General features: G+C 50.6%; 21 protein-coding genes, 1 tRNA gene and 2 pseudogenes. 19 read left to right on the forward strand and 5 right to left on the reverse strand.

From position 1 onward, the window contains the following. Positions 1-147 precede the first annotated feature (147 nt). From DXC51_RS23975 to DXC51_RS23985, 3 genes are all read left to right on the forward strand, one after another. Positions 148-912 carry a MerR family transcriptional regulator gene (locus tag DXC51_RS23975; protein WP_243003263.1) on the forward strand — a complete coding sequence of 255 codons (765 nt, stop codon included), beginning with the start codon at positions 148-150 and terminating at the stop codon, positions 910-912. Positions 913-1,128: 216 nt separating this feature from the next. Beyond that, positions 1,129-1,902 (forward strand): inositol monophosphatase family protein, encoded by a 774-nt coding sequence (locus DXC51_RS23980; RefSeq protein WP_117531205.1) that lies wholly within the window; start codon positions 1,129-1,131, stop codon positions 1,900-1,902. An 85-nt stretch (positions 1,903-1,987) separates the two neighbouring features. Further along, on the forward strand, positions 1,988-3,403 hold the full coding sequence (locus DXC51_RS23985) for a leucine-rich repeat domain-containing protein (protein ID WP_117531203.1): 1,416 nt from the start codon (positions 1,988-1,990) through the stop codon (positions 3,401-3,403). 20 nt (positions 3,404-3,423) lie between these two features. Here the strand turns inward: DXC51_RS23985 and DXC51_RS23990 are convergent, their stop codons facing one another. Next, positions 3,424-3,807 (reverse strand): SdpI family protein, encoded by a 384-nt coding sequence (locus DXC51_RS23990; protein ID WP_117531201.1) that lies wholly within the window; start codon positions 3,805-3,807, stop codon positions 3,424-3,426. Positions 3,808-4,345: 538 nt separating this feature from the next. Here DXC51_RS23990 and DXC51_RS24000 point away from each other — a divergent pair. Next, entirely contained in the window at positions 4,346-5,665 is a 1,320-nt protein-coding gene (locus DXC51_RS24000) for an SGNH/GDSL hydrolase family protein (RefSeq protein WP_117531197.1), read from the forward strand. A gap of 75 nt (positions 5,666-5,740) precedes the next feature. Then, complete coding sequence (locus DXC51_RS24005) at positions 5,741-6,436, forward strand: nuclease-related domain-containing protein (protein WP_117531195.1); 696 nt, start codon at positions 5,741-5,743, stop codon at positions 6,434-6,436. A 477-nt stretch (positions 6,437-6,913) separates the two neighbouring features. Here DXC51_RS24005 and DXC51_RS24015 read toward each other — a convergent pair whose 3' ends face one another. Together DXC51_RS24015 and DXC51_RS24020 are read right to left on the reverse strand one after the other, a co-directional pair. Then, positions 6,914-7,531 (reverse strand): hypothetical protein, encoded by a 618-nt coding sequence (locus DXC51_RS24015; RefSeq protein WP_117531192.1) that lies wholly within the window; start codon positions 7,529-7,531, stop codon positions 6,914-6,916. A 14-nt stretch (positions 7,532-7,545) separates the two neighbouring features. Further along, positions 7,546-7,960, reverse strand: a pseudogene (locus DXC51_RS24020) (helix-turn-helix domain-containing protein); the annotation flags it as partial. A gap of 138 nt (positions 7,961-8,098) precedes the next feature. Here DXC51_RS24020 and DXC51_RS30140 point away from each other — a divergent pair. Then, a pseudogene (locus DXC51_RS30140) lies at positions 8,099-8,236 on the forward strand (replication initiator protein A); the annotation flags it as partial. Between the two features lie 166 nt (positions 8,237-8,402). Here the strand turns inward: DXC51_RS30140 and DXC51_RS24030 are convergent. Then, a tRNA-Leu gene (locus DXC51_RS24030) sits at positions 8,403-8,482 on the reverse strand. Between the two features lie 253 nt (positions 8,483-8,735). Continuing rightward, a complete protein-coding gene (locus DXC51_RS24035) occupies positions 8,736-9,587 on the reverse strand; it encodes an AraC family transcriptional regulator (protein ID WP_021636986.1) in 852 nt (283 codons plus the stop codon). Positions 9,588-10,071: 484 nt separating this feature from the next. On the opposite strand from DXC51_RS24035, the gene purE reads away from it, so the two are divergent. The 13 genes from purE (at position 10,072) to DXC51_RS24105 (ending at position 25,446) form a co-directional block, all read left to right on the forward strand. After that, positions 10,072-10,578: a 5-(carboxyamino)imidazole ribonucleotide mutase gene (purE, locus tag DXC51_RS24040; RefSeq protein WP_021636988.1), complete on the forward strand. Its 507-nt coding sequence runs from the start codon at positions 10,072-10,074 to the stop codon at positions 10,576-10,578. 208 nt (positions 10,579-10,786) lie between these two features. Beyond that, positions 10,787-11,815 (forward strand): phosphoribosylformylglycinamidine cyclo-ligase, encoded by a 1,029-nt coding sequence (gene purM / locus DXC51_RS24045; protein ID WP_117531233.1) that lies wholly within the window; start codon positions 10,787-10,789, stop codon positions 11,813-11,815. Then, positions 11,809-12,432 (forward strand): phosphoribosylglycinamide formyltransferase, encoded by a 624-nt coding sequence (gene purN, locus DXC51_RS24050; protein WP_021636990.1) that lies wholly within the window; start codon positions 11,809-11,811, stop codon positions 12,430-12,432. The genes purM and purN overlap by 7 nt, the downstream gene beginning before the upstream one ends. Next, entirely contained in the window at positions 12,429-13,703 is a 1,275-nt protein-coding gene (gene purD / locus DXC51_RS24055) for a phosphoribosylamine--glycine ligase (RefSeq protein WP_117531188.1), read from the forward strand. Before purN ends, purD begins: the two co-directional genes overlap by 4 nt. A 26-nt stretch (positions 13,704-13,729) precedes the next feature. Continuing rightward, entirely contained in the window at positions 13,730-14,926 is a 1,197-nt protein-coding gene (locus tag DXC51_RS29685) for an SH3 domain-containing protein (protein ID WP_181970184.1), read from the forward strand. Positions 14,927-15,278: 352 nt separating this feature from the next. After that, positions 15,279-15,656, forward strand: coding sequence for a GntR family transcriptional regulator (locus DXC51_RS24070; protein WP_021636993.1), 378 nt, complete (start codon positions 15,279-15,281; stop codon positions 15,654-15,656). Beyond that, the gene (locus DXC51_RS24075; protein WP_117545558.1) at positions 15,656-18,097 is read left to right on the forward strand and encodes an ATP-dependent Clp protease ATP-binding subunit; all 2,442 of its coding nucleotides are present in this window, start codon (positions 15,656-15,658) and stop codon (positions 18,095-18,097) included. Before DXC51_RS24070 ends, DXC51_RS24075 begins: the two co-directional genes overlap by 1 nt. An 86-nt stretch (positions 18,098-18,183) precedes the next feature. Continuing rightward, on the forward strand, positions 18,184-18,594 hold the full coding sequence (locus DXC51_RS24080; protein ID WP_021636995.1) for a hypothetical protein: 411 nt from the start codon (positions 18,184-18,186) through the stop codon (positions 18,592-18,594). 60 nt (positions 18,595-18,654) lie between these two features. After that, a complete protein-coding gene (radA, locus tag DXC51_RS24085; RefSeq protein ID WP_117531184.1) occupies positions 18,655-20,034 on the forward strand; it encodes a DNA repair protein RadA in 1,380 nt (459 codons plus the stop codon). 221 nt (positions 20,035-20,255) lie between these two features. Continuing rightward, complete coding sequence (locus DXC51_RS24090) at positions 20,256-21,488, forward strand: BMP family lipoprotein (protein ID WP_025488985.1); 1,233 nt, start codon at positions 20,256-20,258, stop codon at positions 21,486-21,488. 337 nt (positions 21,489-21,825) lie between these two features. Further along, on the forward strand, positions 21,826-23,361 hold the full coding sequence (locus tag DXC51_RS24095; RefSeq protein WP_117531182.1) for an ABC transporter ATP-binding protein: 1,536 nt from the start codon (positions 21,826-21,828) through the stop codon (positions 23,359-23,361). Next, a complete protein-coding gene (locus tag DXC51_RS24100; protein ID WP_117531180.1) occupies positions 23,354-24,490 on the forward strand; it encodes an ABC transporter permease in 1,137 nt (378 codons plus the stop codon). The genes DXC51_RS24095 and DXC51_RS24100 overlap by 8 nt, the downstream gene beginning before the upstream one ends. After that, positions 24,487-25,446, forward strand: coding sequence for an ABC transporter permease (locus tag DXC51_RS24105; RefSeq protein WP_117531178.1), 960 nt, complete (start codon positions 24,487-24,489; stop codon positions 25,444-25,446). The genes DXC51_RS24100 and DXC51_RS24105 overlap by 4 nt, the downstream gene beginning before the upstream one ends. The last annotated feature ends 222 nt before the right edge of the window (positions 25,447-25,668 follow it).

Consider the following 25,668-nt stretch of genomic DNA (forward strand, 5'->3'; position numbering starts at 1 on the left):
CGTCAAGCACGAATTTAAATGGTGAATCACGAATTAACTATAACATTTTAGGCAGAAATCAAAAAAAACATTTGACTTTGACGCTGCGTCATAGATTACACTGAACTCATTCAGAACGGAACCGGTCCCCAATGAATGAAGAAAAGGATGGATAAAGGAATGCAGATGAAAATCAACGAGGCAGCGAAAATGACGGGAGTGACTATAAGGACGCTTCATTATTATGACCAGATCGGCCTTCTGCGGCCGGAAACGGTAACGGATGCGGGCTACCGCCTGTACGGGGAAAAGGATATGGAACGGCTTTCCCAGATCCTGTTTTTCCGTGAACTGGATTTTCCGTTGTCACAGATTAAGGAAATGCTGGATTCCCCTTCCTTTGACAGAAATGAGGCATTAAGGGCGCAGCATGAACTCCTGAAAAAAAAGAAGGAGCGGCTGGAACGTCTGATTGCCCTGACGGAACGAAGAATGGAAGGAGAAAAAGAGATGAGTTTTCAGGAATTTGACAGTAGCGAAATTGAACGCTGCAAGGAAAAATATGCAGAGGAAGCCAAAGAACGCTGGGGCCATACCCAGGCCTGGCAGGAGAGTAAAAAACGCACGGACGGCTACAGCAACGGGGAATGGGAGGCAGTGATGAAGGAAAGCGATTCCATCATGCAGGCTTTTGCGCAGAGCAGGGAGCTTGCGCCGGAGTCTGAGGAGGTGCAGGCACTGGTGGCAAAATGGCAGGATTTTATCAGCGCCAGATATTATACCTGTACGGATGAGATTCTGGAGGGCCTTGGACAGATGTACACAGCCGACGAACGTTTTACGGAGAACATCGACCGTTTCGGAGAAGGAACGGCGGAGCAGATGTCGAAAGCGATTGCCTGTTATGTGAGCCGCAGAAAAAACAACGGATAAATAGCCTGAAGTACAAAACGAAGTATAGATAAAGCCGCAGGATATCACCTGGCAGCTGCCCATCATCAGCATGACAATTCAGCCCGCAAATGCTTATTACTAAAGCCTGTGCGGGCTGAATTGAATAGTTAATTTCAAGAAGTTAATTTATTGCTGTTGGCAGTTCCTTATCCTGTGGCTTTGTGCTATGCTGAAGGTACAGGAGGATGAAATGCCATGAAAATTGATATGAATAAGCTGGTTGCCCTGGTGAAAGGGACAAAAGGGCTGCTTACGGATAAGCAGGCGGTTTCACAGGTAACCGTAAAGGGCGTATCGGATTATGTGACCCAGGTGGATTTCCGGGTTCAGGAATACCTGAGGGAGCAGCTGCATAAGGAATGGCCCCGGATACAGTTTATGGGTGAAGAAAAGGATAACAGTGAGATAGATTTTAACGCGGATATATGGATTCTGGATCCGGTGGACGGGACGACGAACCTGATTCATGATTTCAGAAACAGCGCCGTATCTCTGGGGATGTGCAGCCGGGGAGAAATGGTATGCGGCGTGATTTACCAGCCCTTTTCCGATGAGGTTTTTACGGCAGTGAAGGGGGAAGGCGCTTTCCTGAACGGAGAGCCCATCCATGTAAGCCGTGCGGAAACAATGGCTGACAGCCTGATATCCATCGGAACCACGCCCTATGAGCATGAATATGCGGATCGGAATTTTGAAATATTTAAAAAGGTGTTCCTGGACTGTCAGGATATCCGGCGGATAGGCTCCGCAGCCATCGAGCTTGCCTATGTTGCCTGCGGCCGGCTGGACGCTTTTTTTGAAATGAACCTGAAACCCTGGGATTATGCGGCGGGGCTTCTGCTCATTGAAGAAGCAGGCGGCACGGTGACCGGTTTTCAGGGAGAAAAGCCTGTCCCCTGGGAAAAAGGAAGTATTGTGGGGAGCAACGGCCCTATCGGGCAGCTTCTTGTAGATCAATATATTAATTAACCGCTGATTTGAAGCAAGCCAGTGTATTTAAGCCTGTGTATTTAACAGGTCGGCCTGGGAACAAGGACAGAAGGGAGGGCACAGTATGCTGCTGATAAAATTAACGGCGCTGATTATGGGGATGGTGATGTCTCTGACGGGAATGAATAATGCTTTTCCCCAGTCCTCTCTTTTACCGGAACAGGGGAAAAGGCCCGCACAGGCGGCCTGCCTGCCACGGCCCCGAGGCGCTGCGGAGCGTGCTGCGCTTCTGCCGGTAATGCTTGTGGAGGAACCAATTGCCCGCCCGGCACAGACCGGCTTTGATATTATGCAGACGGAAGCCTACGGCTTCAATGTTTCCGGGCAATGGACCACAGGCCCGGGGCCTGACAGTATACCCTGGGGAATCTGGTTTTCCAATTCCGATGCGGTGCTTCTTGTGGATGTGCGGCCGACGGTGCCGGAAAAGAGCACCTTTACCCAGAATTGGGAGGATACGAAGAAAGCCCTGGAACAATCCGCAGAAGCGGTGCTTGGAAATAATCTGGAAGCCATAGATTTTTATACGAAGCAGGGAAATGGGGAGAGCACGATTTATGTGGTGGAATTTGCCGGAAGCCAGGTGGATGGCAGCTGGTATGTCACGGTCTGCTACTGCTTCGGTGATAATTATATGGCGGAATTCATCGGCGTCAATCCCTATTCCGCCGCAGACTGCCGGGAAATCACCGTGGGAGCCGCGCGATCCTTCCGCGAGCTGGGGAAGGCAGGGCAGAGGGAAGGAGTAAAAGCGCAGGGAATGGGGCAGGAAAACTGGCCTTACCCATATCTGCATAATCCCTTTGCCATAGTTGCATATTATATGGACGCAGAGGCGCCGCATTTCCCGTCATTGGAAAGAAGCGCGTCGGATTATGAAATCAAATGGAAGGATAAGGGGATTGAGACGATTGTCCGCGCCCTTCTGGAAAAAGATAGCGGTCCGGTGATGTCCAGTGATTTGGACCGTTATGAGTCCTTTTATGTAGTGGGCTGGCTGGGAGATTTTTACCGGATTGGAATGGGAGACCGGATGATGGAAATCCCTTCGGGCGGGCTGACTATCCGTACCCTTGAGGATTTGCAGGAGTTTGGCAATCTGGTGTCCCTCACCTTTGAAGTGCGGGATTTTACCGATGTTTCCCCGCTGTCCGGGCTGAAAAAATTAAAATACCTGAACCTTATGGTATCGCCAAAGCTTTCTAATCTGGATTTCCTTAACGGGATGCCGCAGCTGGAGGAACTGATGATGTGGGGCGAGTCTTACCCGGAAATTAAGGATATCAGCGTATTCCAGGGGATGGACAGCCTGCGTTCGGTTATGATTATCCTGCCAGGTATCAAAGATATCTCCGTATTTGCCGGGCTTCCCAACCTGGAAACGCTCTGGATTAACTGCCATAAAAATGTGGATGCCGCGCCGGTAATCGCCGCCGGGCAGATCGAGAGCCTGATGATAAATACGGAAGAAATCCGCTGAACAGCAGGAAGCCGGTATTGCTACCCCTGTTTTCTCGTTCCGTCCGGGTGAAAGGTTTTCTTTAATGCCCGTTCAACCGGGTAAATGGAACCGATCAGCACAGCACACTGAACGATACATAAAAGCAGGCTGACAAGGCTGACTGTGTCCTCATCACTGTGCATAAAAGGAAGCTGAATGAAAATGGAGGGAACCAGCAGGAGCCATCCTGCTTTCCACCATATTTTTCCGCACAGTGCATGGGCAAAATCCCAGGTGTCCCTGTTCTTCCGGGACATTGCAGTGCGATATCCGAAGAAATTGTTGATTTCCTTAGGCGGATGCTTCAGCATAACCCGGCCGAAGCCAGCCATAAACAGAGGAATCAGTAAATTGCAGAGGAACATGAATATCCAGAACCACATAATAACCGCCTTTCATCTTAAAGTTCGGAAAATTTCCGGTAATTTAGGGACTGCCCTTATTGCGGGTACCGGCATTTGGACTGTGTCTGAGATTGATTATAATCCGCCTGTGTCCTGTTGTCATCTGTCATTAAGGAAAATGCGGCACGGCAGAATATGGTTACATCGAACTGTGGTTTCCTGTAAAAAAGAAATAATGACAGAAGGAGGGGATCTTAAGCCGGTATAGCAGGCTGGGGATCCCGCTTTTTGCTTTCGGTAAAATTGACGGTTCACACAAGGAGAAAATACTGATATAATAGGTGCAAATTCAGACAGGGCGCCATATGACTGCGAATACATGCAGTTGTAACAGAAAAAGGAGCCGGACATCAACAGACAGTCAGAATAAGGAGGAAAATCCTCTGCCCGCAGAGGGCTCGCATTTTGCTCCGCAAAACAAGGAGGAAAATCCTCTGCTCGCAGAGAGCTCACATTTTGCTCCGCAAAACAAGGAGGATGGGAATATCGGGGGTCGATATTTTCCAGTGGATTTGCAATGAGAAAAAAGACAAAATTTACGTTTCTGGCAGCGGCGCTCAGTGTCAGCTGCCTGTTCACATCAAACTTAGCAAACTTAACGGCATCTGCCCAGGTGCCGCAGGTATCGGCAGAGCAGCAGGCCGCAGCGGGGCAGCAGGAGGCAGCAGCTTCACAGGCCGAGGCTTATCGCCGGGCGCAGGAAGAATATGCGGCTCAGCTTGCCGCTTACCAGCAGGCTCTTTCAGAGCAGCAGGCCAGGGAGGCCGTAGAGGCCGCACAGGCGGAAGCGGCGGCTCAGGAAGCAGCACGGAAGCTCCAGGAAGAAACGGCGGCCCAGTGGCAGAAGCTGCAGGAGGAAGCCGCGGCACAGATACAGAAAGCACAGGCAGAAGCGGCAGCACAGGCTGCAAAGGCACAGGAGGAAGCCGCCGCACAGGCTGCAAAGCTACAGGAAGAAGCCGCCGCGCAGGCTGCAAAGACACAGGAGGAAGTGCAGGCAGCTGCCAGACAGCTGCAGGAGCAGGCGGATACTATGCTGGCCCAGCAGGCCCAGGCTGGTACGGTATCCAATGGAAGGCTGATTGCCGCAGGCTTGTTATCCTCACCTGCGCAGACACCGCTGAAGGGGCTGAGCGTATCCGTCCTGGGAGACAGCATTTCTACCTATCAGGGATATATTCCCGATGGCTATGCATGCTTTTACCCTGAGGCGAATAATGATGTGAAGGATGTGACACAGACCTGGTGGATGCAGGTGCTTTACAATACAGGGATGCGCCTTGCTGCAAACGGTTCCTATTCCGCAAGCACGGTTTGCGGGGATTCCAAGGATGAGCATTCCAGCGCCGGCTGCAGCGACCGCAGAATCAATGACCTGAAAGGACCTTATGGAACCTCGCCGGATATCATTCTTGTTTATATGGGAGCAAACGATTTCTTCCGGGCGATGGAACTGGGTAAATTTGACGGAGTTCCCACAGGACGCGGTGAGAAATATTACGTTAATTTTTCGGAGGCCTATGAGCTTATGCTTCAGAAGCTCCTTCGCACCTACCCGGCCTCCCGGATTTATTGTATGACGCTTACAGAGGCCAATTCAGGGGATCATCCCAGGGTAAATGAAAAAGGAAATACCATTGCCGACTTCAACAGCCGGATTAAGGCAATTGCCGCGGCTTATGGTATTCCTGTGATAGATGTGCACAATTGCGGTATGGAGGTTTACGAGCTGAACCATTATACCAGCGACGGAACCCACCCAAATAAAGAAGGTTCGACAAAAATGGCGAATTATGTAACATCGGTGCTTTTGCAGAATGCCTGGTATCCTTCATAAGCATTGCTTTTTGAGGCGCCGGCGGATACCTGTAAAACAACCGGGGCGGTACCCGTAAACAACCAGGAGGATTGAATGCTGTCAGTGCTTTGCCTGATTTTGGTTTTAAGCTACCTATACAGAAATCACCTTTACAATAAGCTGGACAGAAACAAACTGTCGCACAGCTCTTATTATGATGTCACCTATGGCGGAGAACGTAAATGCAGCGGGGAGGTCCTCCGCATACTAAGGGATGTGGGCGGTTACAAGAAAATTCTTGTGAACTGGCGTTACATGGAGAACGCAGAGGCTTTTGCCGCGGATATTATCATGATACACGAGACAGGCATATACGTTGTGGAAGCCAAGGATTACCAGGGCTGGATCTCCGGTAATCCGGAGGAAGAGTACTGGGTTCAGACCCTCTGCGCCAGTCAGCTGACCTCTTATAAAAACTATTTCTACAACCCTCTTCTGAAAAATGAGGCCTGCATCGCCCGCCTTCAGAAGGAGCTTCCCGACATGAAGTGGCTGCCTTATTTTTCCCTGGCAGTCTTCGGAAATTCCTGTGAACTTGAAAACGCGGGACTTTCCGATAACACGTCTAAAATTATTCTTGCCCGTCAATTATCCTATACCATCTACGGTATGGTGCGCAGCGCCAGAAAATTCCTGGCCCCTCAGGTCATTGATGAGATATATGACCGGCTGAGTGTCTCCGGCAAGGTGAAGTCCACCGGCGGAAGATACAGCTCCATACAGGCTGTTTCAACATGGGGACGACGGTGAAAAAGTTAGTAAAGTTATTATTCTTTAAAATAAGAAAAGCTCAGTATTTACATTAATCCCTGTAAATACTGAGCTTTTTAATAATGCACCGAGTACAGATAAATCCGAACCCTCAACCTCCGCAAGACCGGCCCTTGCAAAGTGTAGTGTGTTATACGCTCTGTCGGCGTTGCTGTAAAATGATGTTGCCGCCGGGGAGGGCAAAGGGATTGAAGCGGCAAGAAAACAGGGCTGTGATTGCGTGGTGTGGGCCGCAAGTGCAGGGCTGGTTTTATCAGCAGACAGAGCGTATATGAAAGCCCCCATTCCTCGTCTCACGCCGAACTTTGGGACAAAATGTCCCTAACTTGTAGACACACTCCTGTAAAAATTAAAATGGGCGGGAAGTCATTTTAGGGCTTTCCCGCCTTGATTACCCGTCTGCAAAGGCGGCAGGACTGTCAACGGCGGCGCATTTATGTTTCATAATCTTAGAAGTTAGTTTGCTAATTCACTCACTGGTTTTTGGCTAAAAAGGACAGTGATAGCATATACATATTCGTAATCATATTTTTCGTATTCCTCTGGTTGGAAAAAATAATCAACTACATAGGAATGTACTTCGTTTTTAGAAGTTATTATCTGTATCACTAACGGAATTTCTTGGTCGTAAACAATTTTCTGTTTATCGCTCAAAGTAGAAGTAGCATAGCCCATACCAGTAATATCATTCTTGCTTTCTTTGAAATATGATGTCGAACCACTATTATGTTCGCTTTGTACGGCAATTCTCAATCCGTCTGCGACATTATCAAAGCCGAGAGCAAGCCGTCCTTCCGAATCCTCGAATGCTTGCCCACCACCACCTGCGATTATATGCCATTCTCCATCAATTAATTCATAGATGTTTATTTGCATACTTTTCACAATATCATCCATGGAAAAATCATACAGACGGTATTCTTGATTTAATCCCAATAGTTCGGCAATATTTTTTTCTTCTTCTGTCAACTGTGCTTCTTCAATATACATTCGGTCTAAGTTATTTTCTGCACAGGCACTCAACGAAATACTCATTACCACACACAGTAACAATGCCCATATCCGTTTCACCATAAAACCTCCTCATTTTACTTCGTCCCTCGTTGTGGGGTTGGATTTTTCAGCAAGTCTGATTTCTCTGCAATCTTTTTCAGCAACTTCCTTTCTTCTGCTGACAGCTTCCTGTAATTCAGCTTGAGCCGTTTACATATAAACGCCAAAGATGCTTGCTCTGGGTCGCTGTCCTCACTGGCGGCTTCATCAACAGACGGTAAAAATCCTTTCAGCGGGTTGTCCTCTGGAACTCTGAAAAAATTGTTCCTGTGGGCTTCTCGCAGGTCAAAGGCAATCTCGTTTATGTCCTGCTGTATCACATAGCGGCAAAAGCTGTCCTCGTCTATGGACGGTAATTTACTGCATTAACTGCGGGTCGGTCAAGCCGGGGGTGTGCTGCTTCATAATCGTTGAACTCACAGCGTCCACAATTCCATTCAGAAAGTGAACGGAAAAGGAGGTCTGCTGTGGACTGTTAGGCAGGAAAAAACTTGATTTATCGGGCTTTACAAACCCACAACCGGGGCTGGTGGTATCAAGTACCAACTCCTCCGGAGAACGGGCTTCTAACCGTCCGCAAAATACACTATGACAAACACCATTTATATTCATCAGCAGGAAAAGGTATTCCGCTTTACCCTGCTCCCGAATTTTCTCTTTGAAACACCTACATTCCAGCCTTTGAGCAACGAAGCGAAGCTGCTGTACGCCTTTATCCTTCGGCGGGCGGCAGACTTCCTTATTGACCGTATCCCGCCGGAGGTGCTGGCAGAACTGAAACAGCAACGGCGGTATCACTCACGATACCGCCGTTTTTGCTTTAGCACTTAAGATATACTAAAAATCCGAAGCCATCCCCAATTGGAACCGGGTTCGGATTATCATTATCTGATGCGGCTAACAGGACTTGAACCTGCACGGTCTCCCACCAGAACCTAAATCTGGCGCGTCTGCCAATTCCGCCATAACCGCAGCTTGCAGCATAAGCTATGCTGTCACGTCCATTATTATACCGTGACGGTTTTCCTGTTGTCAAGATGGTTTGCAGAACAGTTGACAGAATTTGTAACGGTTCAGGCAGGTTTGTGCATTCACTGCGCAAACCGAGAGAAAACGTGGTGGCAGCAGGCATCCGCCTCTCGCCGAAGGCGACTTATCATGGGCGGATGCAGTAACAGTTCGGCCGAAGGCTGAACTGTTAGCAGAATTTCGACGGCATTTTTAACTATTCCTGTTTCTTCCTATATTTAGAAGGTGATTCCCCAAAATGTTTCTTGAACAGCTTACTGAAGTGGTAGGCGTCGTCATATCCCACGCACAGGGCAATGTCCTGTATGCTGGCATCCTTCTGCTTGTCAAGCAGAAGCCGGGCCTTTTCCATCCTGATTTTGATCAGGTGGTTGATAGGGGTGTCGCCGGTTTCGCTTTTGAAAATTTTGGATATGTAAAAAGGGCTCAGGTACATATTCCTGGCGATCTGATCCAGGGATATTTTTTCATTGTAGTGGCAGTCCAGGTAGTCTATGATTTGCTCTACCACGTATTTTTTGTTGGTGGATTCAAATTCATAGCCTTCTTCTATTGTGACCGGCGCTACTACCTGTTCGCGGTAGAGCAGGAGGATCATCTGGGTGACGTAGGCCTTGAGCATGAAGTAGCGTCCCGGCTGGCAGCTGGTGCTTTCCGTCTTGATGAGGGAGCAGAGGCGCGACAGTGTGACGAAGGTCTTCTCGCCGGGGCGGATGAGGCATTCGTGGCCGGGGAAGAGGATCTGGTTGCGTTCCATGTCCCGGATGTGTATGTCCGTAAAGGCTACGTAAAATTCCTCCAGAGGGGCTTCTGCTGAGGAATAGGTGCATTGGTGCTGGATGCCCGGATTAATGAGGAGTACATCGCCTTTTTTAACCGGATACCATTTTCCGCCCAGCACAAAATGGCCCTCACCGGACAGGATCAGGGCTATTTCTATGAAGTCGTGGCTGTGAAGGCGTTCCGGTTCTTTCCTGGATATCTGGCAGGTGAAGAGGAACGTGGGGTTCAGGTCCTCGTAGGTTATGTCGTATTGTATTTGGCACATGGGTGGTGTATCAACTCCCTGGGGGTGGATTGGTGTGGTGGTGCGCATGGCTGAAAGGAATGGAGGGGCAGCGTAGCTTGGGGTAAGGGCTTAAGGGCAAGGGCACAGCCTGGCACCGGGGGGCCGCAGCTTGGGCCGGGAAGCCCGGGGCTTCCCGGCTTGGGGCAGTCGCCCCAACCCTGAACAGGGAAAAACTGCCTGGAGAGCAGCTGAAGCTGTTCTCCATTCAGCTTTTCCCTGTTCAGGGCGCTGCTCGTTGGTAACAACATTATAATCCATTCCCCTGAAAAAAAATATAGTTTGGTTGTGAAAAGTTGAATTTTTTATTAATTCGGTTTGGTTGATGTTGCATATCGGGAAAAAGTTTAGTACACTGTAGGTTGAAATATTACTGGCTTGTTTTTGACTGTCTTTTGCCGAAGTGAGGGGCTTTGGGCCCGGCGGGGGCGGTTGGACGGGCTCATAGGATGAAGGAGGATAACCAATGGCACAGGTTGGTATTGTAATGGGAAGCGATTCCGATATGCCTGTAATGGCAAAGGCAGCTGATATTCTGGAGGAACTGGGGATTTCTTATGAAATGAAGATCATTTCCGCCCACAGGGAGCCGGATGTTTTTTTTGAATATGCGAAGTCTGCGGAAGACAGGGGATTTAAGGTGATTATAGCAGGAGCGGGTATGGCTGCACATCTTCCTGGTATGTGTGCCGCAATTTTCCCGATGCCGGTAATTGGTATTCCCATGCATACAACCTCTCTGGGCGGCAGGGATTCCCTTTATTCTATCGTACAGATGCCTAGCGGCATTCCGGTTGCTACGGTCGCTATCAACGGCGGCGCGAACGCAGGGCTTCTGGCGGCTAAGATTCTTGCTACTTCAGATGCGGCTCTGCTTCAGAAACTGAAGGATTACTCCCAGGGGCTGAAGGAAAGCGTTCAGAAAAAGGATGCGCATCTCCAGGAAACAGGCTACAGGAATTATAATAAGTAATATTAAGAAGCTGTTTTGCAGGCACGCAGGTCTGAGTTAAGCGTAAGAAGCGGTGAACCTGAAAGCAAAAACTGCCGCCGGCAACGGTTCGGACCGGATTTTTGCATATGGCTGTCAGCAGACAGGACAGTCACAGAAATTAAAGATAAAACAGGGAATACGGCAGTTGCGCCGGGGCGCACTGGATCCGTACCCGATGGAGGATACGATGGATTATAAGAACGCTGGTGTAGATATTGAAGCAGGGTATAAATCGGTTGAACTGATGAAAAAATATGTGAAGGAAACTATGCGTCCGGAGGTTCTGGGCGGCCTGGGCGGTTTTTCCGGGGCTTTCTCCCTTGACAGCTTTAAGGGAATGGAAAAGCCCACACTGGTTTCCGGAACGGACGGCGTGGGAACGAAGCTGAAGCTTGCGTTTCTTCTTGATAAGCATGACACGGTTGGTATTGACTGCGTGGCTATGTGTGTGAACGATATTGCCTGCGCGGGCGGCGAACCGCTGTTTTTCCTGGACTACATTGCATGCGGAAAGAACTATCCTGAGAAAATCGCCACTATCGTTAAAGGTGTGGCGGATGGCTGTAAGCAGGCGGGTGCTGCCCTGATTGGCGGCGAGACTGCGGAAATGCCCGGCTTTTATCCTGAGGACGAATACGACCTTGCAGGATTCGCTGTGGGCATCGTTGATGAGAAGAAGCTGATTACCGGCGAACAGCTGAAGGCGGGAGACGTGCTGATTGGCATGGCCAGCTCCGGCGTTCACAGCAATGGTTTTTCGCTGGTGAGAAAGGTTTTTGAAATGACTAAGGAATCCCTGGAGACCTACTATGAGGAACTGGGGACAACATTGGGTGAAGCGCTGATTGCGCCCACCAAGATCTATGTGAAGGCTCTGAAGGCCGTGAAGGATGCCGGGGTTGAGATCAAAGCGTGCAGCCATATTACAGGCGGCGGCTTCTATGAGAATATTCCCCGTATGCTTCCCGACGACGGCGTCCGTGCCGTTGTAAGGAAGGATAGCTATGAGGTGCCTGCTATTTTCAGGCTGCTTGCTGATAAGGGAAATATTGAAGAGCAGATGATGTACAATACATATAATATGGGTATCGGCATGGTGCTTGCAGTGGACCCGTCAGAGGTCGAAGCAGCTATGGCGGCTGTCCGTGAGGCAGGAGAGACCCCTTATGTTATCGGTGAAGTGGAAGCCGGGGAAAAGGGAGTCGTATTATGCTGAGAATTCTGGTGTGTGTATCCGGCGGAGGCACCAATCTGCAGGCTGTTATCGATGCCATTGGCAGCGGCAGCCTGACCAATACGGAAATTATAGGTGTCATCAGCAACAATAAGAATGCATATGCGCTGACCCGGGCGGAGCAGAACGGAATTGATGCCGTCTGCGTCTCTCCGAAGGATTTTCCGGATCGTGAGGCCTTTAACCGGGCATTTCTGGAAAAGGTCAATGAATACCATCCGGATTTAATCGTTCTTGCAGGCTTTCTGGTTGCCATACCGGCGGCCATGATAGAAAGCTACCGTAACCGTATAATCAATATCCATCCCTCCCTGATCCCGTCGTTCTGCGGCGTGGGCTTCTATGGGCTGAAGGTGCATGAAGCTGCATTGGCGAGGGGAGTGAAGGTGACCGGGGCGACCGTTCACTTTGTGGATGAAGGAACGGATACCGGCCCGATAATCCTGCAGAAGAGCGTTCAGGTGCACCAGGACGATACACCGAAGACGCTTCAGCAGCGTGTGATGGAGGAAGCCGAATGGCAGCTTCTGCCTCAGGCGATTGATATGATTGCCAACGGCAGAATCAGTGTGGAAGACGGAAAGGTGAGATACAAATGAAAATTCTGATTGTAGGCGGCGGCGGACGGGAGCATGCGATTGCGGCAGCCGTGGCCAGAAGCCCGAAAGCAGATAAAATATACTGTGCGCCTGGAAATGCAGGTATTGCCGAAGTGGCTGAATGCGTCCCCCTGGGCGTGGATGAATTTGATAAAATCGCTTCCTTCGCAAAGGAAAAGGAAGTGGATCTGGTGATTGTAGGGCCGGATGATCCTCTGGCTGCGGGCATTGTGGATGTCCTTGAGGCAGCGGGGCTGCGTGTGTTCGGCCCCAGGAAAAATGCGGCGATTCTGGAAGGAAGCAAGGCTTTTTCCAAAGATTTAATGAAAAAATACAACATCCCCACAGCAGCCTATGAAACTTTTGATGATGCACAGAAGGCAGTGGAATACCTGGAAACGGCCAGCTTCCCTATCGTGCTGAAGGCAGACGGGCTGGCATTGGGCAAAGGGGTGCTTATCTGCAATACAAAGGAAGAAGCGCTGGAAGGCGTGAAAAGCATTATGACGGATAAGCAGTTCGGTTCCGCCGGCAACCGTATGGTGGTGGAGGAATACATGACCGGACGCGAGGTTTCCGTACTTTCCTTTGTTGACGGAAAGCATATCAAAATTATGACCTCCGCACAGGATCATAAACGCGCCTGCGACGGGGACAAGGGCCTGAATACGGGCGGCATGGGAACTTTTTCTCCTTCTCCGTTCTATACGAAAGAAGTTGATGATTTCTGTAAACAATATATCTATCAGCCCACTGTGGATGCTATGGCGGAGGAAGGAAGGGAATTTAAGGGAATTATTTTCTTCGGCCTGATGCTTACGGAAAAAGGCCCCAGGGTGCTGGAATACAATGCAAGATTCGGGGATCCTGAAGCGCAGGTTGTGCTTCCGCGTATGAAGAACGATATCATAGATGTAGTGGAAGCGTGCATTGACGGCACGCTGGATCAGATTGAGCTGCAGTTTGAAGACAATGCGGCGGTCTGCGTGGTGCTGGCATCACAGGGCTATCCGGTAAAATACGAAAAGGGCCTTAAGATAAGCAGCCTGGAGAAATTCAAAGACGCCGACGGTTATTTCTGCTATCATGCCGGAACCAGATTCGACAATGAAGGGAACATCGTGACTAACGGCGGCAGGGTTCTCGGCATCACCGCAACGGGCAAGGACCTGAAGGCGGCGAGAGCCAACGCCTATGAGGCCGCCGGCTGGGTAGACTTTGCCAATAAGTATATGCGTACGGATATCGGCAAAGCTATTGACGAGGCGTAAACCACAAATGGTAAAGGGGTCAGGAAATGAACAGGATAAAAACGAAAAGTACAGGTATAGTGCTTCGGATTACGGCAGTTTTGACAGCTATATTGTTTTGCGCCGCAGTGCCGGCACAGACAGCGCTGACGGGACATGCAACCAATAGCCTGGGCAGTCAGGGCAGTGTCAATAACGGTGATTCGGAAGGCGGTAATGAGGGTGCGGAAGATGCCGGAGGAGACGACGCAGAATTAAATGAAATTATAAACGAAAATTCTGAGGAAGGCATAAACGGCACTACGGTAGCCAAAATCAAAATAATTGCCGCCAGCGCCCGTGTCCGTTCCGAAGCCTCTACCAATTCAAGTGTGGTTGGAAGCCTTTCTTCCGGTGATGTTATGGATGTAACCGGGGAAACCACAGGAAGCGAAGGAAAGATCTGGTATCAGATTACCGGAGAAAAGGACGGCAAGGCGATCAACGGGTATGTACGCGAGGATACGCTGGAAATAGCGGAAACCGTGCAGCCAGCAGCACCTGCGGAGCCGCCTGAGGAAACGCCTGCGGAGACTCCTTCCGATACGGCGCCGTCCACCAATGACTATGACGTCAGCTATGCGGATGACGGAACCGGAACGAATGACTGGTATCTGAACGACAACATCAATGGTACGAGATATAAGGTTTCCGATCTTCTCGGAGCTGCCCAGACCAATGAAAGCAATATTGCCGAAATGGAGAAGCAGACGGGAAGCCTTCGTATGATAATCATTATTCTTGCGGTTATCGTAGGCCTGCTCGTTGTTGCCGTAACCGTTTTAATCTTCAAGTTGAAGGGAACCTATGACGACGGCTATGATGAATTTGACGATGACGATGATGAAATGGATGACGACGACGATGACGACATGGACGAAGACGATGAGGATGATGAGGACGACGAAGATGACGATGACTACGTCCCCAGAAGAAGCAGGAGAGGTATGAGCAAAGCCTCCCGCGGCGGCAGAGGTTCCCGCAGAAGAAGCCGCTATGAATATGAGGATGACGAAGAGGATGAGGATGACGACGAGGAGGACGATGAAGATATGTACCCCGATGAAGTCTCCTATGAGGAACCTCCCAGAAGAAGCTCCAAAGCCTCAGGAAAGGGCAGGAAATCTCAGGATTATAAGCCCCGTAATTTCCTCGATGTGGATGAAGACGATGATCTGGACTTCGAATTCCTTGATTTAAAATAACTGTTCAGTATTCTCACAGTTACGATTAAAATAACCGCAACAGTACAGCGCCCTTACCGCCGGGGATTACACAACCGGCCGGTGCAGGGCTGAGGATAAATAACGGCTGCCACGCTCCGCGGACCAGCCTTATGTTAAAAAAGCCGCTGAGTAAGTAGGACTACAGCGGCTTTTTTGAATCAAATGCCGGTTTACGTAAAAACAGCCGTTTCTGTAATAAATTTCCACTGACAAAACAACGGGACGGATATCCCGGCGCCTGGAAACCGAAAAGCGGTTGACAGGATGTGCTCCCTGTTATACTATAAATATAACAAATGAATAACAGAAAGAAGAGCGATGCGGATTGGAAATGATTATAGAGATTGATTTTAACAGTGATGAAGCTTTATATATGCAGCTGAGAAACCAGATAATTCTCGGAATAGCCACAAACCGCTTCCATGAAGGCGATGTGCTCCCAAGTGTGAGGCAGCTTGCCGACACCATTGGAATTAACATGCATACCGTGAATAAAGCATATACCGTATTAAAACAGGAAGGCTTTGTTAAGGTAGACAGAAGAAAAGGCGCGGTGATTGCCGTTGATGAAGGCAAGAAGCAGGCTATGCTGGAGACCCGGGAGGATATGCGGGTTTTGCTGGCCAAAGCAAGCTGCAAGAATATTTCCCGGGAAGAAGTGCATGCTTTAATTGATGAAATCTATGAAGAATATGGAGGACTGGAATAATGCAGTCACAGTATACAGATAAGGCCAGAGCGGCCCTTATGCTGGCTGAGAAGGCCGCCAGGAAGTTAAAGCAGAATTATGTGGGAACTGAGCATATCCTGCTGGGACTCCTGGAAGAGGGAACCGGTGTGGCCGCCAGAGTCCTGATTGAAAACGGAGCCAATGAACTGGAAATCCGTGAAATGATCGAGGATCTGATTGCGCCTGTTTCCGAAACTCCGGTAAAGGAAAGGGACGGTTATTCGCCCCGTGCCATGGCGATACTGGAAGAAAGCCACAGGCAGGCGGCACGTTTTAATTCCGCGCTGACCGGAACGGAACACATCCTGCTTTCCCTGCTCAGGGAAGGGGAGAACGTAGCTGTCAGGCTGCTGAACACCTGCGGCCTTCAGCCGCAGAAGCTGTATATGGATACCCTTGCAGCTATGGGGCTGGAGCCGGGGCAGTACAAGGAAGAACTCATTAAGAAACAGAAAAAGAAGGGAAGCACCGCCACACTGGAGCAATACAGCAGGGATATGACCGCGCTGGCCAGAGACGGCAGGCTGGATCCTGTTATTGGAAGAGAAGAGGAAATCAGCCGGGTTATCCAGATACTCAGCAGGAGAACGAAGAATAATCCCTGCCTGGTAGGAGAACCGGGCGTTGGTAAAACGGCAATTGTGGAAGGGCTTGCTTCCAAAATTGTGGCCGGCGAGGTGCCGGATACAGTGAAAAACAAACGGGTCCTCATGCTGGATTTGTCAGGCATGATTGCCGGAAGCAAGTACAGAGGCGAATTTGAGGAGCGTATTAAGAAGGTAATCAAAGAGGTGACGGAGGATGGGAACATCCTGCTGTTCCTGGATGAGCTGCACACCCTGATCGGCGCAGGCGGCGCGGAGGGGGCGATTGACGCCTCCAATATTCTGAAGCCATCCCTTGCCAGAGGGGAAATCCAGCTGATCGGCGCCACAACAATTACGGAATACCGTAAATATATTGAGAAGGATGCCGCCCTGGAAAGAAGATTCCAGCCGGTAAATGTGGAGGAACCCACAGAGGAAGAGGCAGTGCGCATACTGGAGGGAGTGACCCCCAGGTATGAGGATCACCATAAGGTGAAGATCCTTCCCGAGGCTATTGAGGCGGCGGTAAGGCTTTCCAGCAGATATATTAACGACAGGCGTCTGCCTGATAAGGCGATTGATTTAATAGACGAAGCGGCTTCAGCCGTCCGTCTGCAGCATATGGAGCCGCCGGAAGATATCAGGAAGTTAAACGAAGAGATCCGGGAGCTGGATTTGAAAATAGAAGGCGCCATCCGCATTGAAGCCTTTTCCCAGGCCGGTGTCTGGAAACGGGAGCAGGATGAACTCTTGAAAAAGCTGGTCCAGAAGAAGGCGCGGATCGAGAAAAAGAACGCCTTAAGAAGGCAGGAGGTCACCGAGAATGACATTGCGGGCGTGGTGGCCATGTGGACCAAAATTCCGGTGAGCAAGCTGGAGGAAAAGGAAAGCGAACGGCTGCTGAAGCTGGAAAGCATACTGCATAAGCGTGTTATCGGCCAGGATGAGGCCGTAAGCGCCGTAGCGCGCGCAATGCGCCGCGGCAGGGTCGGACTCCAGGATCCCAGAAGGCCCATCGGATCTTTCCTGTTCCTGGGGCCTACGGGCGTTGGGAAAACAGAGCTGAGCAAGGCGCTGGCAGAGGCTATGTTCGGATCGGAAAATGCGTTGATCCGGATCGATATGTCAGAATATATGGAGGGACATTCCGTTTCCAAGCTGATCGGTTCCCCTCCGGGATATGTTGGCTTTGACGACGGCGGCCAGCTGTCTGAGAAGGTGCGGCGCAATCCTTATTCCGTGGTGCTTTTCGATGAAGTGGAAAAAGCGCATCCGGACGTATTCAATATCCTGCTTCAGGTGCTGGATGACGGGCATATTACGGATTCCAAGGGCCGGAAGGTAAGCTTTAAGAATACCGTGCTTATCATGACCTCCAATGCAGGGGCGCAGCGCATCATCGCTCCGAAGAACCTGGGCTTTACCGCCCATACGGATGAAAAAAAGGATTATGAGAAAATGAAGTCCGGCGTCATGGAAGAGGTAAAAAGGCTGTTTAAGCCGGAATTTATCAACCGGATCGATGAGATCATGGTTTTCCATCCCCTGACGAAGGAAAATATGAAGCAGATTATAACCCTGCTTTCAAAGGATCTGACCGACAGATGCCAAAAGCAGCTGAATATTTCGCTGACCATTACGCCGGCGGCCAAGAATTATATCGTTGAGAAGCATTCCGACCTGAAAATGGGGGCGCGTCCCCTGAAGAGGGCCATCCAGAATATGGTTGAGGACGCCCTGGCGGAAGAAATCCTTGCGAGAAGGATTCAGCCGGGAGATAATGTAACCGTAGGGTGTAAGGAAGGAAAGATTACCTTTCAGGTAAAAAAGTAACTGTGAAGCAGTTTCATGGTTACGGTAAGAATACAGTTTCAAACAGTTAACCCCGAGAGGAACCATATGAAGGAGGACAAAAGAAAATGGCAGTAGTAAATGAATTAATCCGCGCAGAGGCAGACGGCAGCATCAGCTTTGGGAACCATACCCTTGCTGAAAAAGCAAAGCTGGAGGATTTTTCCCACGAAGGAGATCTGTATAAGGTGAAAACCTACCAGACCATGACCAAGCTGGAGAAAAACGGCATGTTTGTCTATGAATCTGTTCCGGGAACCAGTGTTCTTGAGTTCACGGAGAGCGAGGACGGCGTGAGCTTTGTGGTAGAAGGCAATGAGGACGCACAGCTCACCATCGGACTGCAGGATGATACGGAATACGATGTGCAGATTAATGGAGAGGATGCCGGAAGGATGTGCACGAACCTGGGCGGCAAGCTGAGTCTTTCCGTAGAGCTTGCAGGCGCGGGAGAAGTGAAGGTAGACATCCATAAATAAGCGCTGCTTAACAATGAAAGATCAGGAGGGCAGGGGCGGTTTTCCGCCCCTTTTTTAAATATGGCGAAAGCAAAATCAGGAACTGTGTTTTATTGTCAGGAATGCGGCTATGAGTCGTCCAAATGGATGGGGCAGTGCCCGGGCTGCCATACCTGGAACAGCTTTGTGGAGGAGCCGGTGAGGAAGGCCGCTTCCAGGAGCGCTGTCGTGGAGCGTACGGCAGGACTGTCCTCCGGCGGGAAGAAGCCGTCCACTCTTGCGGAAATATCCATGGAAAAAGAAGAGCGTATCCTGACGGGAATCGGAGAGCTGGACCGGGTGCTGGGCGGCGGAATTGTCGCCGGCTCCCTTGTACTTGTGGGAGGAGATCCGGGAATCGGGAAATCCACCCTGCTGCTGCAGATGTGCCGGCTCCTGTCCGAAAAGGAGAAAAAGGTACTTTATATTTCCGGGGAGGAGTCCCTGCAGCAAATTAAAATGCGGGCGCAGAGAATCGGGAATTTCAGCGATTCCCTGCAGCTTTTGTGTGAAACCAACCTGGGGGACATAGAAGAGGCGATTGCCAGGGAGAAGCCGGAAATCGTGATTATAGACTCCATCCAGACCATGTACCAGGAGGAGGTTTCCGCAGCGCCGGGAAGCGTTTCCCAGGTAAGGGAGTCCACGGGGGTTTTCCTCAAGCTGGCAAAGGGCTATGGCATCTCCATTTTTATTGTAGGACATGTGACAAAGGAGGGAACCGTGGCAGGCCCCCGTGTGCTGGAGCATATGGTGGATACCGTCCTCTATTTTGAAGGGGACAGGCATGCCTCCTACCGGATACTGCGCGGCGTCAAAAACCGGTTTGGATCCACCAACGAAATCGGTGTGTTTGAGATGCGTCAGGAAGGCCTGTGCGAGGTGAAAAATCCGTCCGAGTTCATGCTTAACGGTAAGCCGGAAGGGGCCAGCGGTTCGGTGGTTTCCTGCTCTCTGGAGGGAACCAGGCCCATTCTGGTGGAGATTCAGGCGCTGGTCTGCCAGAGCAATTTCGGATTTCCCAGACGCCAGGCGGCGGGGACGGATTTCAACCGGGTGAACCTGCTTATGGCGGTCCTGGAAAAGCGCCTGGGTCTGCAGGTATCCGGCTGCGACGCCTATGTAAATATAGCCGGCGGGATGAAAATACAGGAGCCGGCCATCGATCTCGGTATCGTCATGGCTGTGATTTCCAGCTTCCGCAACCGGCCTATCGAGGAGACGATGATTGCCTTCGGCGAGGTAGGGCTGAGCGGCGAGGTCAGGGCGGTCAGCCAGGCTGCCATCCGTGTATCGGAGGCGAAAAAGCTGGGCTTCAAAACCTGTGTGCTTCCCAAAGTATGTCTGGACAAGCTGCCCAAAATCGAAGGTATCCGGCTGATCGGCGTGCAATCTGTAAAGGACGTAATGGATATCATTTAAAACCGGCTTTGCATAAAAACCGGATTATCCCGGAGGGCGGAACCGTGACAGCAGGAGCCCGGACGGAGGGAAAACAGTAACGCGGAAAGCGTTCAGGTAAATTTTTCAGGAATTTTGTCATTGTTTTTTGAATGGTAAAATGCTATGATTGGTTTGTAATTAGCTGTAATTAGGTTTTTTCGAACATGCCGTCTCGGACGGTAAAAAAGGAGGATTTTATTATGAAAAAAGCACTTTCTCTTGCAATGGCTGCTCTGCTTGCACTGTCTTTGACAGCCTGCGGCAATTCCGGCAGCACTGCTCCTGCGGAAAGCAGCACACCCGCCCAGGAAACTGCGGCGCCTGCTGAATCTGTGGAAGCGTCTACGGAAGCATCTTCCAGTGAAGCTGCATCCGATACCGCAGATGCCGGCAATGCGGCACTGAAAATCGCAATTGTATCCAGTCCCTCCGGAGTGGATGACGGTTCCTTTAACGAGGATAACTACAACGGAATTCTTTCCTTTATCGAAAAGAATCCTTCCTCTACCGTAACTCCTGTAAAAGAGCCTACAGGCGACACCGCTGCAGCCGTTCAGGCAGTAGCCGACATCGTAGCTGATTATGACGCTATTGTATGCTGCGGTTTCCAGTTTGCCGGAATCGCCCAGATCGCACAGGACAACCCGAATGTGAAATTCATCCTGGTGGATGCTTTTCCTGCCGATCCTGAAGGCGTAGAGGAATCAATAGAAGTAGAAAATATTTATGCCATGCAGTTTAAAGAGCAGGAGAGCGGTTTCTTTGCAGGAATGGCTGCTGCTTATGAGACTAAGAGCAACAAAGTTGCCGTTGTAAATGGCATAGCTTATCCTTCTAATGTTAATTATCAGTATGGATTTGAATGCGGTGTGAAATACGTAAATGAAACCGAGGGAAAATCGGTCGAACTGGTAGAACTTCCTTCTTATGCGGGAACTGATGTACATGGAGAGAATGTAGGGGGAAATTATGTAGGTTCTTTTGCTGACGAAGCAACTGGCAAGGTTGTTGGTAACGCGCTTATTGACGAAGGCGTGGATATCATGTTCGTAGCTGCCGGTGCATCCGGAAACGGTGTTATCACAGCTGCCAAGGAAGCCGAAGGCGTATATATCATCGGCTGTGACGTTGATCAGTATGACGACGGGGCAAACGGAGATGCCAACGTAATCCTTACCAGCGGACTGAAGGTAATGAGCATTAATGTTGACAGAGCGCTGACCACTATCGCTGACGGTTCCTTCAAGGGAGGAAACGTAACCCTGGGCGCAGATACCGATTCCACCGGTTATGTAAAAGAAAGCGGAAGATGCCAGCTGTCCGCAGATACCATCACCAAGATCGATGCGGCTTATGAAAAAGTAAAAGCAGGAGAAATTGTTCCTGCAGCCAACTTCAACGGAATTACTCCCGATGATTTCAAGGCGGAGTAAATCAAATGCGCCGGTACGGACAGCGGGGCGGTGAATGCGCCTGCCTGGCCTGTTATGGGTATTTGACCTTTGCGGCAGCTGCCATGCGGATATAGAAGTCATCCGTCCGCTTTGCTGCCTCCGGAAATGAAAGGGAAGGCGGGCCGGGATTCCCGGCCCGTTTCTATTTAACAGAAGACTGTTGCGCCAAACGCGGCAGCATTGAACAGCACAGAATGCGGCGCGGCCGCATTCACATGTATATTTAGGGGATGCCAGCAAGGAACGGGGTGATGACATCCCCTAAGTATATTATGGAAATACAGCTGCCACAGAGCGGCGGAATGAGAGGGAATATATGTCGGATTATATTGTGGAAATGCGCCATATTACCAAACGGTTCCCGGGCATTGTTGCCAATGACGATGTCACGATTCAGGTAAAGAAGGGGGAAATCTTTGCCCTTCTGGGCGAGAACGGTGCGGGAAAATCAACGCTTATGAGCATGCTTTTCGGAATGTATGAGCCGGATGAGGGCGATATATATATCCGGGGGGAAAAGGTAAGGATCTCTTCGCCCAATCATGCCACGAAGCTGAATATCGGTATGGTGCACCAGCATTTCAAGCTTGTGAGCAACTATACCATAGCCGAGAATATCGTCATGGGGATGGAACCGGTGAAAAAGGTGCTTGGCCTTTTCCCCGCAGTGGATATGAAGCAGGCCAATGAGGATATCCGCGCCCTTTCCCAGAAGTATGGGCTGGAAGTGGAGCCTACGGATGTGATTGAAAATATTAACGTGTCCACCCAGCAGAGGGTGGAGATTCTGAAGATGCTGTACCGGGAAGCGGAAATCCTGATTTTTGACGAGCCTACGGCGGTGCTGACGCCGCAGGAAATCGAGTTCCTCCTGGATATCATCAAGGGGCTGCGGGAAAACGGGAAGACCATCATCCTGATCACGCATAAGCTGGAAGAGATCAAGAAGGTGGCCGACCGCTGCGCTATCCTGAACAGAGGCCGGCTGATTGACGTTCTGGATGTGAAGGAAACCAGCACCCGGAAGATGGCCAACCTGATGGTTGGACGCGAGGTCAGCTTTGAAACGCCCAAGAAGGAGCCTGAATTCGGAAAAGAGGTTCTGAAGGTGGAGCATATGACTGTGGTCAATCAGGATCATTTTGAGGTGGTTAAGGATGTTTCCTTTACTGTCCATGGCGGGGAGATTTTCGCTATCGCGGGCGTGGCCGGAAACGGGCAGATTGAGGTGGCTGACGCCATCGCCGGGCTGCTTCCCCTGCACAAAGGAAAAGTGTGGCTGAACGGGAAGGATATTACGGAGGAATCCATCCGCCGCAGGGCGTTGGAGGGAATATCCTATATCCCTGAGGACAGACAGAATTATGGCATTGTCATGGATTTCACCCTGTCGGAAAATCTGGGGCTGAGGAGCTATTTCAGGGAGCCGTTTTCCAGAAAAGGGATTCTGGATAAAAAGGCCTTTGACAGCTATGCTGAGGATCTGATCGATAAATATGATATCCGCAGCGGCCAGGGCCTGAGGACAGTTGTGCGTTCCATGAGCGGCGGTAATCAGCAGAAGGCGATTATCGCAAGGGAAATCGAGCAGGAATCAGATCTGATGATTTTCGTCCAGCCTACCAGGGGACTGGATATCGGGGCCATTGAGAATATCCGCCGCCAGATGATTGGCGAAAGGGACAAGGGAAAGGCTATACTGCTGATTTCCCTGGAACTGGATGAAATCATGGACTGCGCGGATACCATCGGTGTAATTTACAACGGGAAGATACAGAAGATTGCCGATGCCAGAACGCTGACCACAAATGAAGTGGGAGAATTTATGATGGGGGTGAAGCGGCATGCATGAGAAACAATCAATCTGGAAAAAACTAATCAGCCGGACCCTGGGAAATAAAAAGACGCAAAGCGTGACCATTCCCGTTTTCTGTGTTTTAATAGGCCTGATCGCAGGCGCTGTGGTGATTGCCGTATTGGGGAAGAATCCTTTTTCAGCATATTATAACCTGCTGCAGGGCTGCGGCCTTGCCCCCAAGGCATCCTATGCGGGATACAAAAGCATCCTTACCGACTTTTTAAGCTTCTTAAATTACCTGACGCCCATGATTTTTGCGGCGCTTGCGGTGGCGGTGGCCATGCGGACAGGCCTGTTTAATATCGGCGTATCCGGACAGATGCTGGCGGCAGGCTTTTTATCCTCCATTCTGGTAGGCTACAGCGGACTGAACGCGGTTCTGTCAAAGCCTCTGGTGCTGCTTATCGGTATCCTGGCAGGCGCATTGGTGGGCGGCCTTATCGGCCTGCTGAAATATAAATTCAATATCAATGAGGTGGTATCCTCCATCATGCTGAATTACATTATTCAGTATGTCTGCAGCTTCTGTATCAATACCTTTTATGTGGATCCGGTTTCCAGGCAGTCAAAGGCCATTGCCCCGGCGGCGCGCCTGACGCTGGCGGATACGGTGGTGGGAAATCTGAAAATGGATATCCCGCTGGGCTTTGTCCTGGCGCTTATAGCTGTGTTCGCCGTGAAATTCCTGCTGGACAGGACCAAAATGGGGTATGAAATGAAAGCGGTGGGCTTTTCACGCAGCGCTTCCCGTTATGCGGGCATCAATGTGGGAAAGAATATTGTGGTCACCATGCTGATTTCCGGGGCGCTGGCAGGCCTGGCGGGCGTTACCTATTACCTTGGATATTTTGCTTCCATCCAGCCCAGGGTGCTTTCCAGCACCGGTTTTGATGCGATTGCGGTTTCGCTGCTGGGAAGCAACAATCCTGTGGGCATTATTTTCTCCTCTTTCCTGATTACCATTGTGGACAAGGGAAGTACCTACATGAGCTCGGCGGCGGGCATCCAGGCGGAAATTGCCGATGTTATCACGGGTATCATCCTGCTGTTCTCCGCATGCTCGGCGTTTATCAGCTACCTGCTGTCGCGGGTGAAGGACGAGGAAGGGAGGAAGGATAAATGAATACTGTAATCATTGACGGACTGTCCTTTGCACTGCCGCTTTTCATCATGGCCATCGGCGGTATTTACAGTGAAAAAAGCGGTATTACCAACCTTGCCATTGAGGGCCTGCAGGGCTTCGGCGCTTTTACCGGCGCGCTCGTCGCGGTGCTCGTTGCGGATAAATTTGCGGGAAATTCAGCGGTTCCCTTCTACATCGCCATGCTGTTTGCTGTAATTGGCGGCATGCTGTTTTCACTGATTCATGCGCTGCTGTGTATCCGGTTCAAGGCAAATATGGTCATCAGCGGCGTGGTGATTAATATCCTGGCGATGGCATTAACCTCCTTTTTGACAAAGCAGATCAATGCCACCGTATTCGGGGCGGCCTCCGACAAATTCGTGCTGGGGGTGTCAAGCAGGCTGACGGTGCCGGGAATCTCGAAAATACCCATACTGGGAGCGGTATTTACCAATGTATATCCCTTTGAAATCGTGATTATTGTGGTGGCGTTCATTGCCTGGTTTGTGATGTACCGGACACGCTTCGGCATGCATCTGCGTGCCTGCGGCGATAATCCCCATGCGGTGGATGCAGCGGGCATTGAAGTGGGCAGGGTAAGGCTGGTGGCGGTTATGGTTTCCGGCGCGCTTTCCGGGCTGGGAGGCATCTGCTTCGCCTATTCCATTTCAGCGAATTTTTCCAACAATATCTATGTGGGTTATGGCTACCTGGCCATTGCCGCGCTGATTTTCGGAAACTGGAGAATCCTCCCCACACTGGGAGCCTGCCTGCTGTTCGGGTTTGCCCGTTCCGGCGGCTACCGCATCGTGCAGATGCTGGAAATGCCCAGCAGCTATCAGGATCTGGTAATGATTCTCCCCTATGTGCTGACGCTTCTGCTGCTTGTATTCTTTTCCAAGCACAACAGGGCGCCCCGCGCTTTGGGTGAAATATATGATAAGGGAAGCCGGTAGGCTCCTTTTGGTGGCGGATACAGCCGGATTGTTCAGCAGTCCGGCTGTTTTTCTTCATGAGGTAGTGAGGGCCTGCCACATCCGCCCCGTTTCCGTCCGCCCTTGGTACGAGGAGGGCTGGGCCTGTCTTCCTTCCCCGGGGCCGGGGCGGGGTATTTTCTGTTCTGTTTCAAAAACGGGGTGTTTCTAACCGTTCCGGGAAGTCAGAATTCTGCCAGCGAG

The sequence above is a fragment of the Eisenbergiella massiliensis genome (assembly GCF_003435485.1).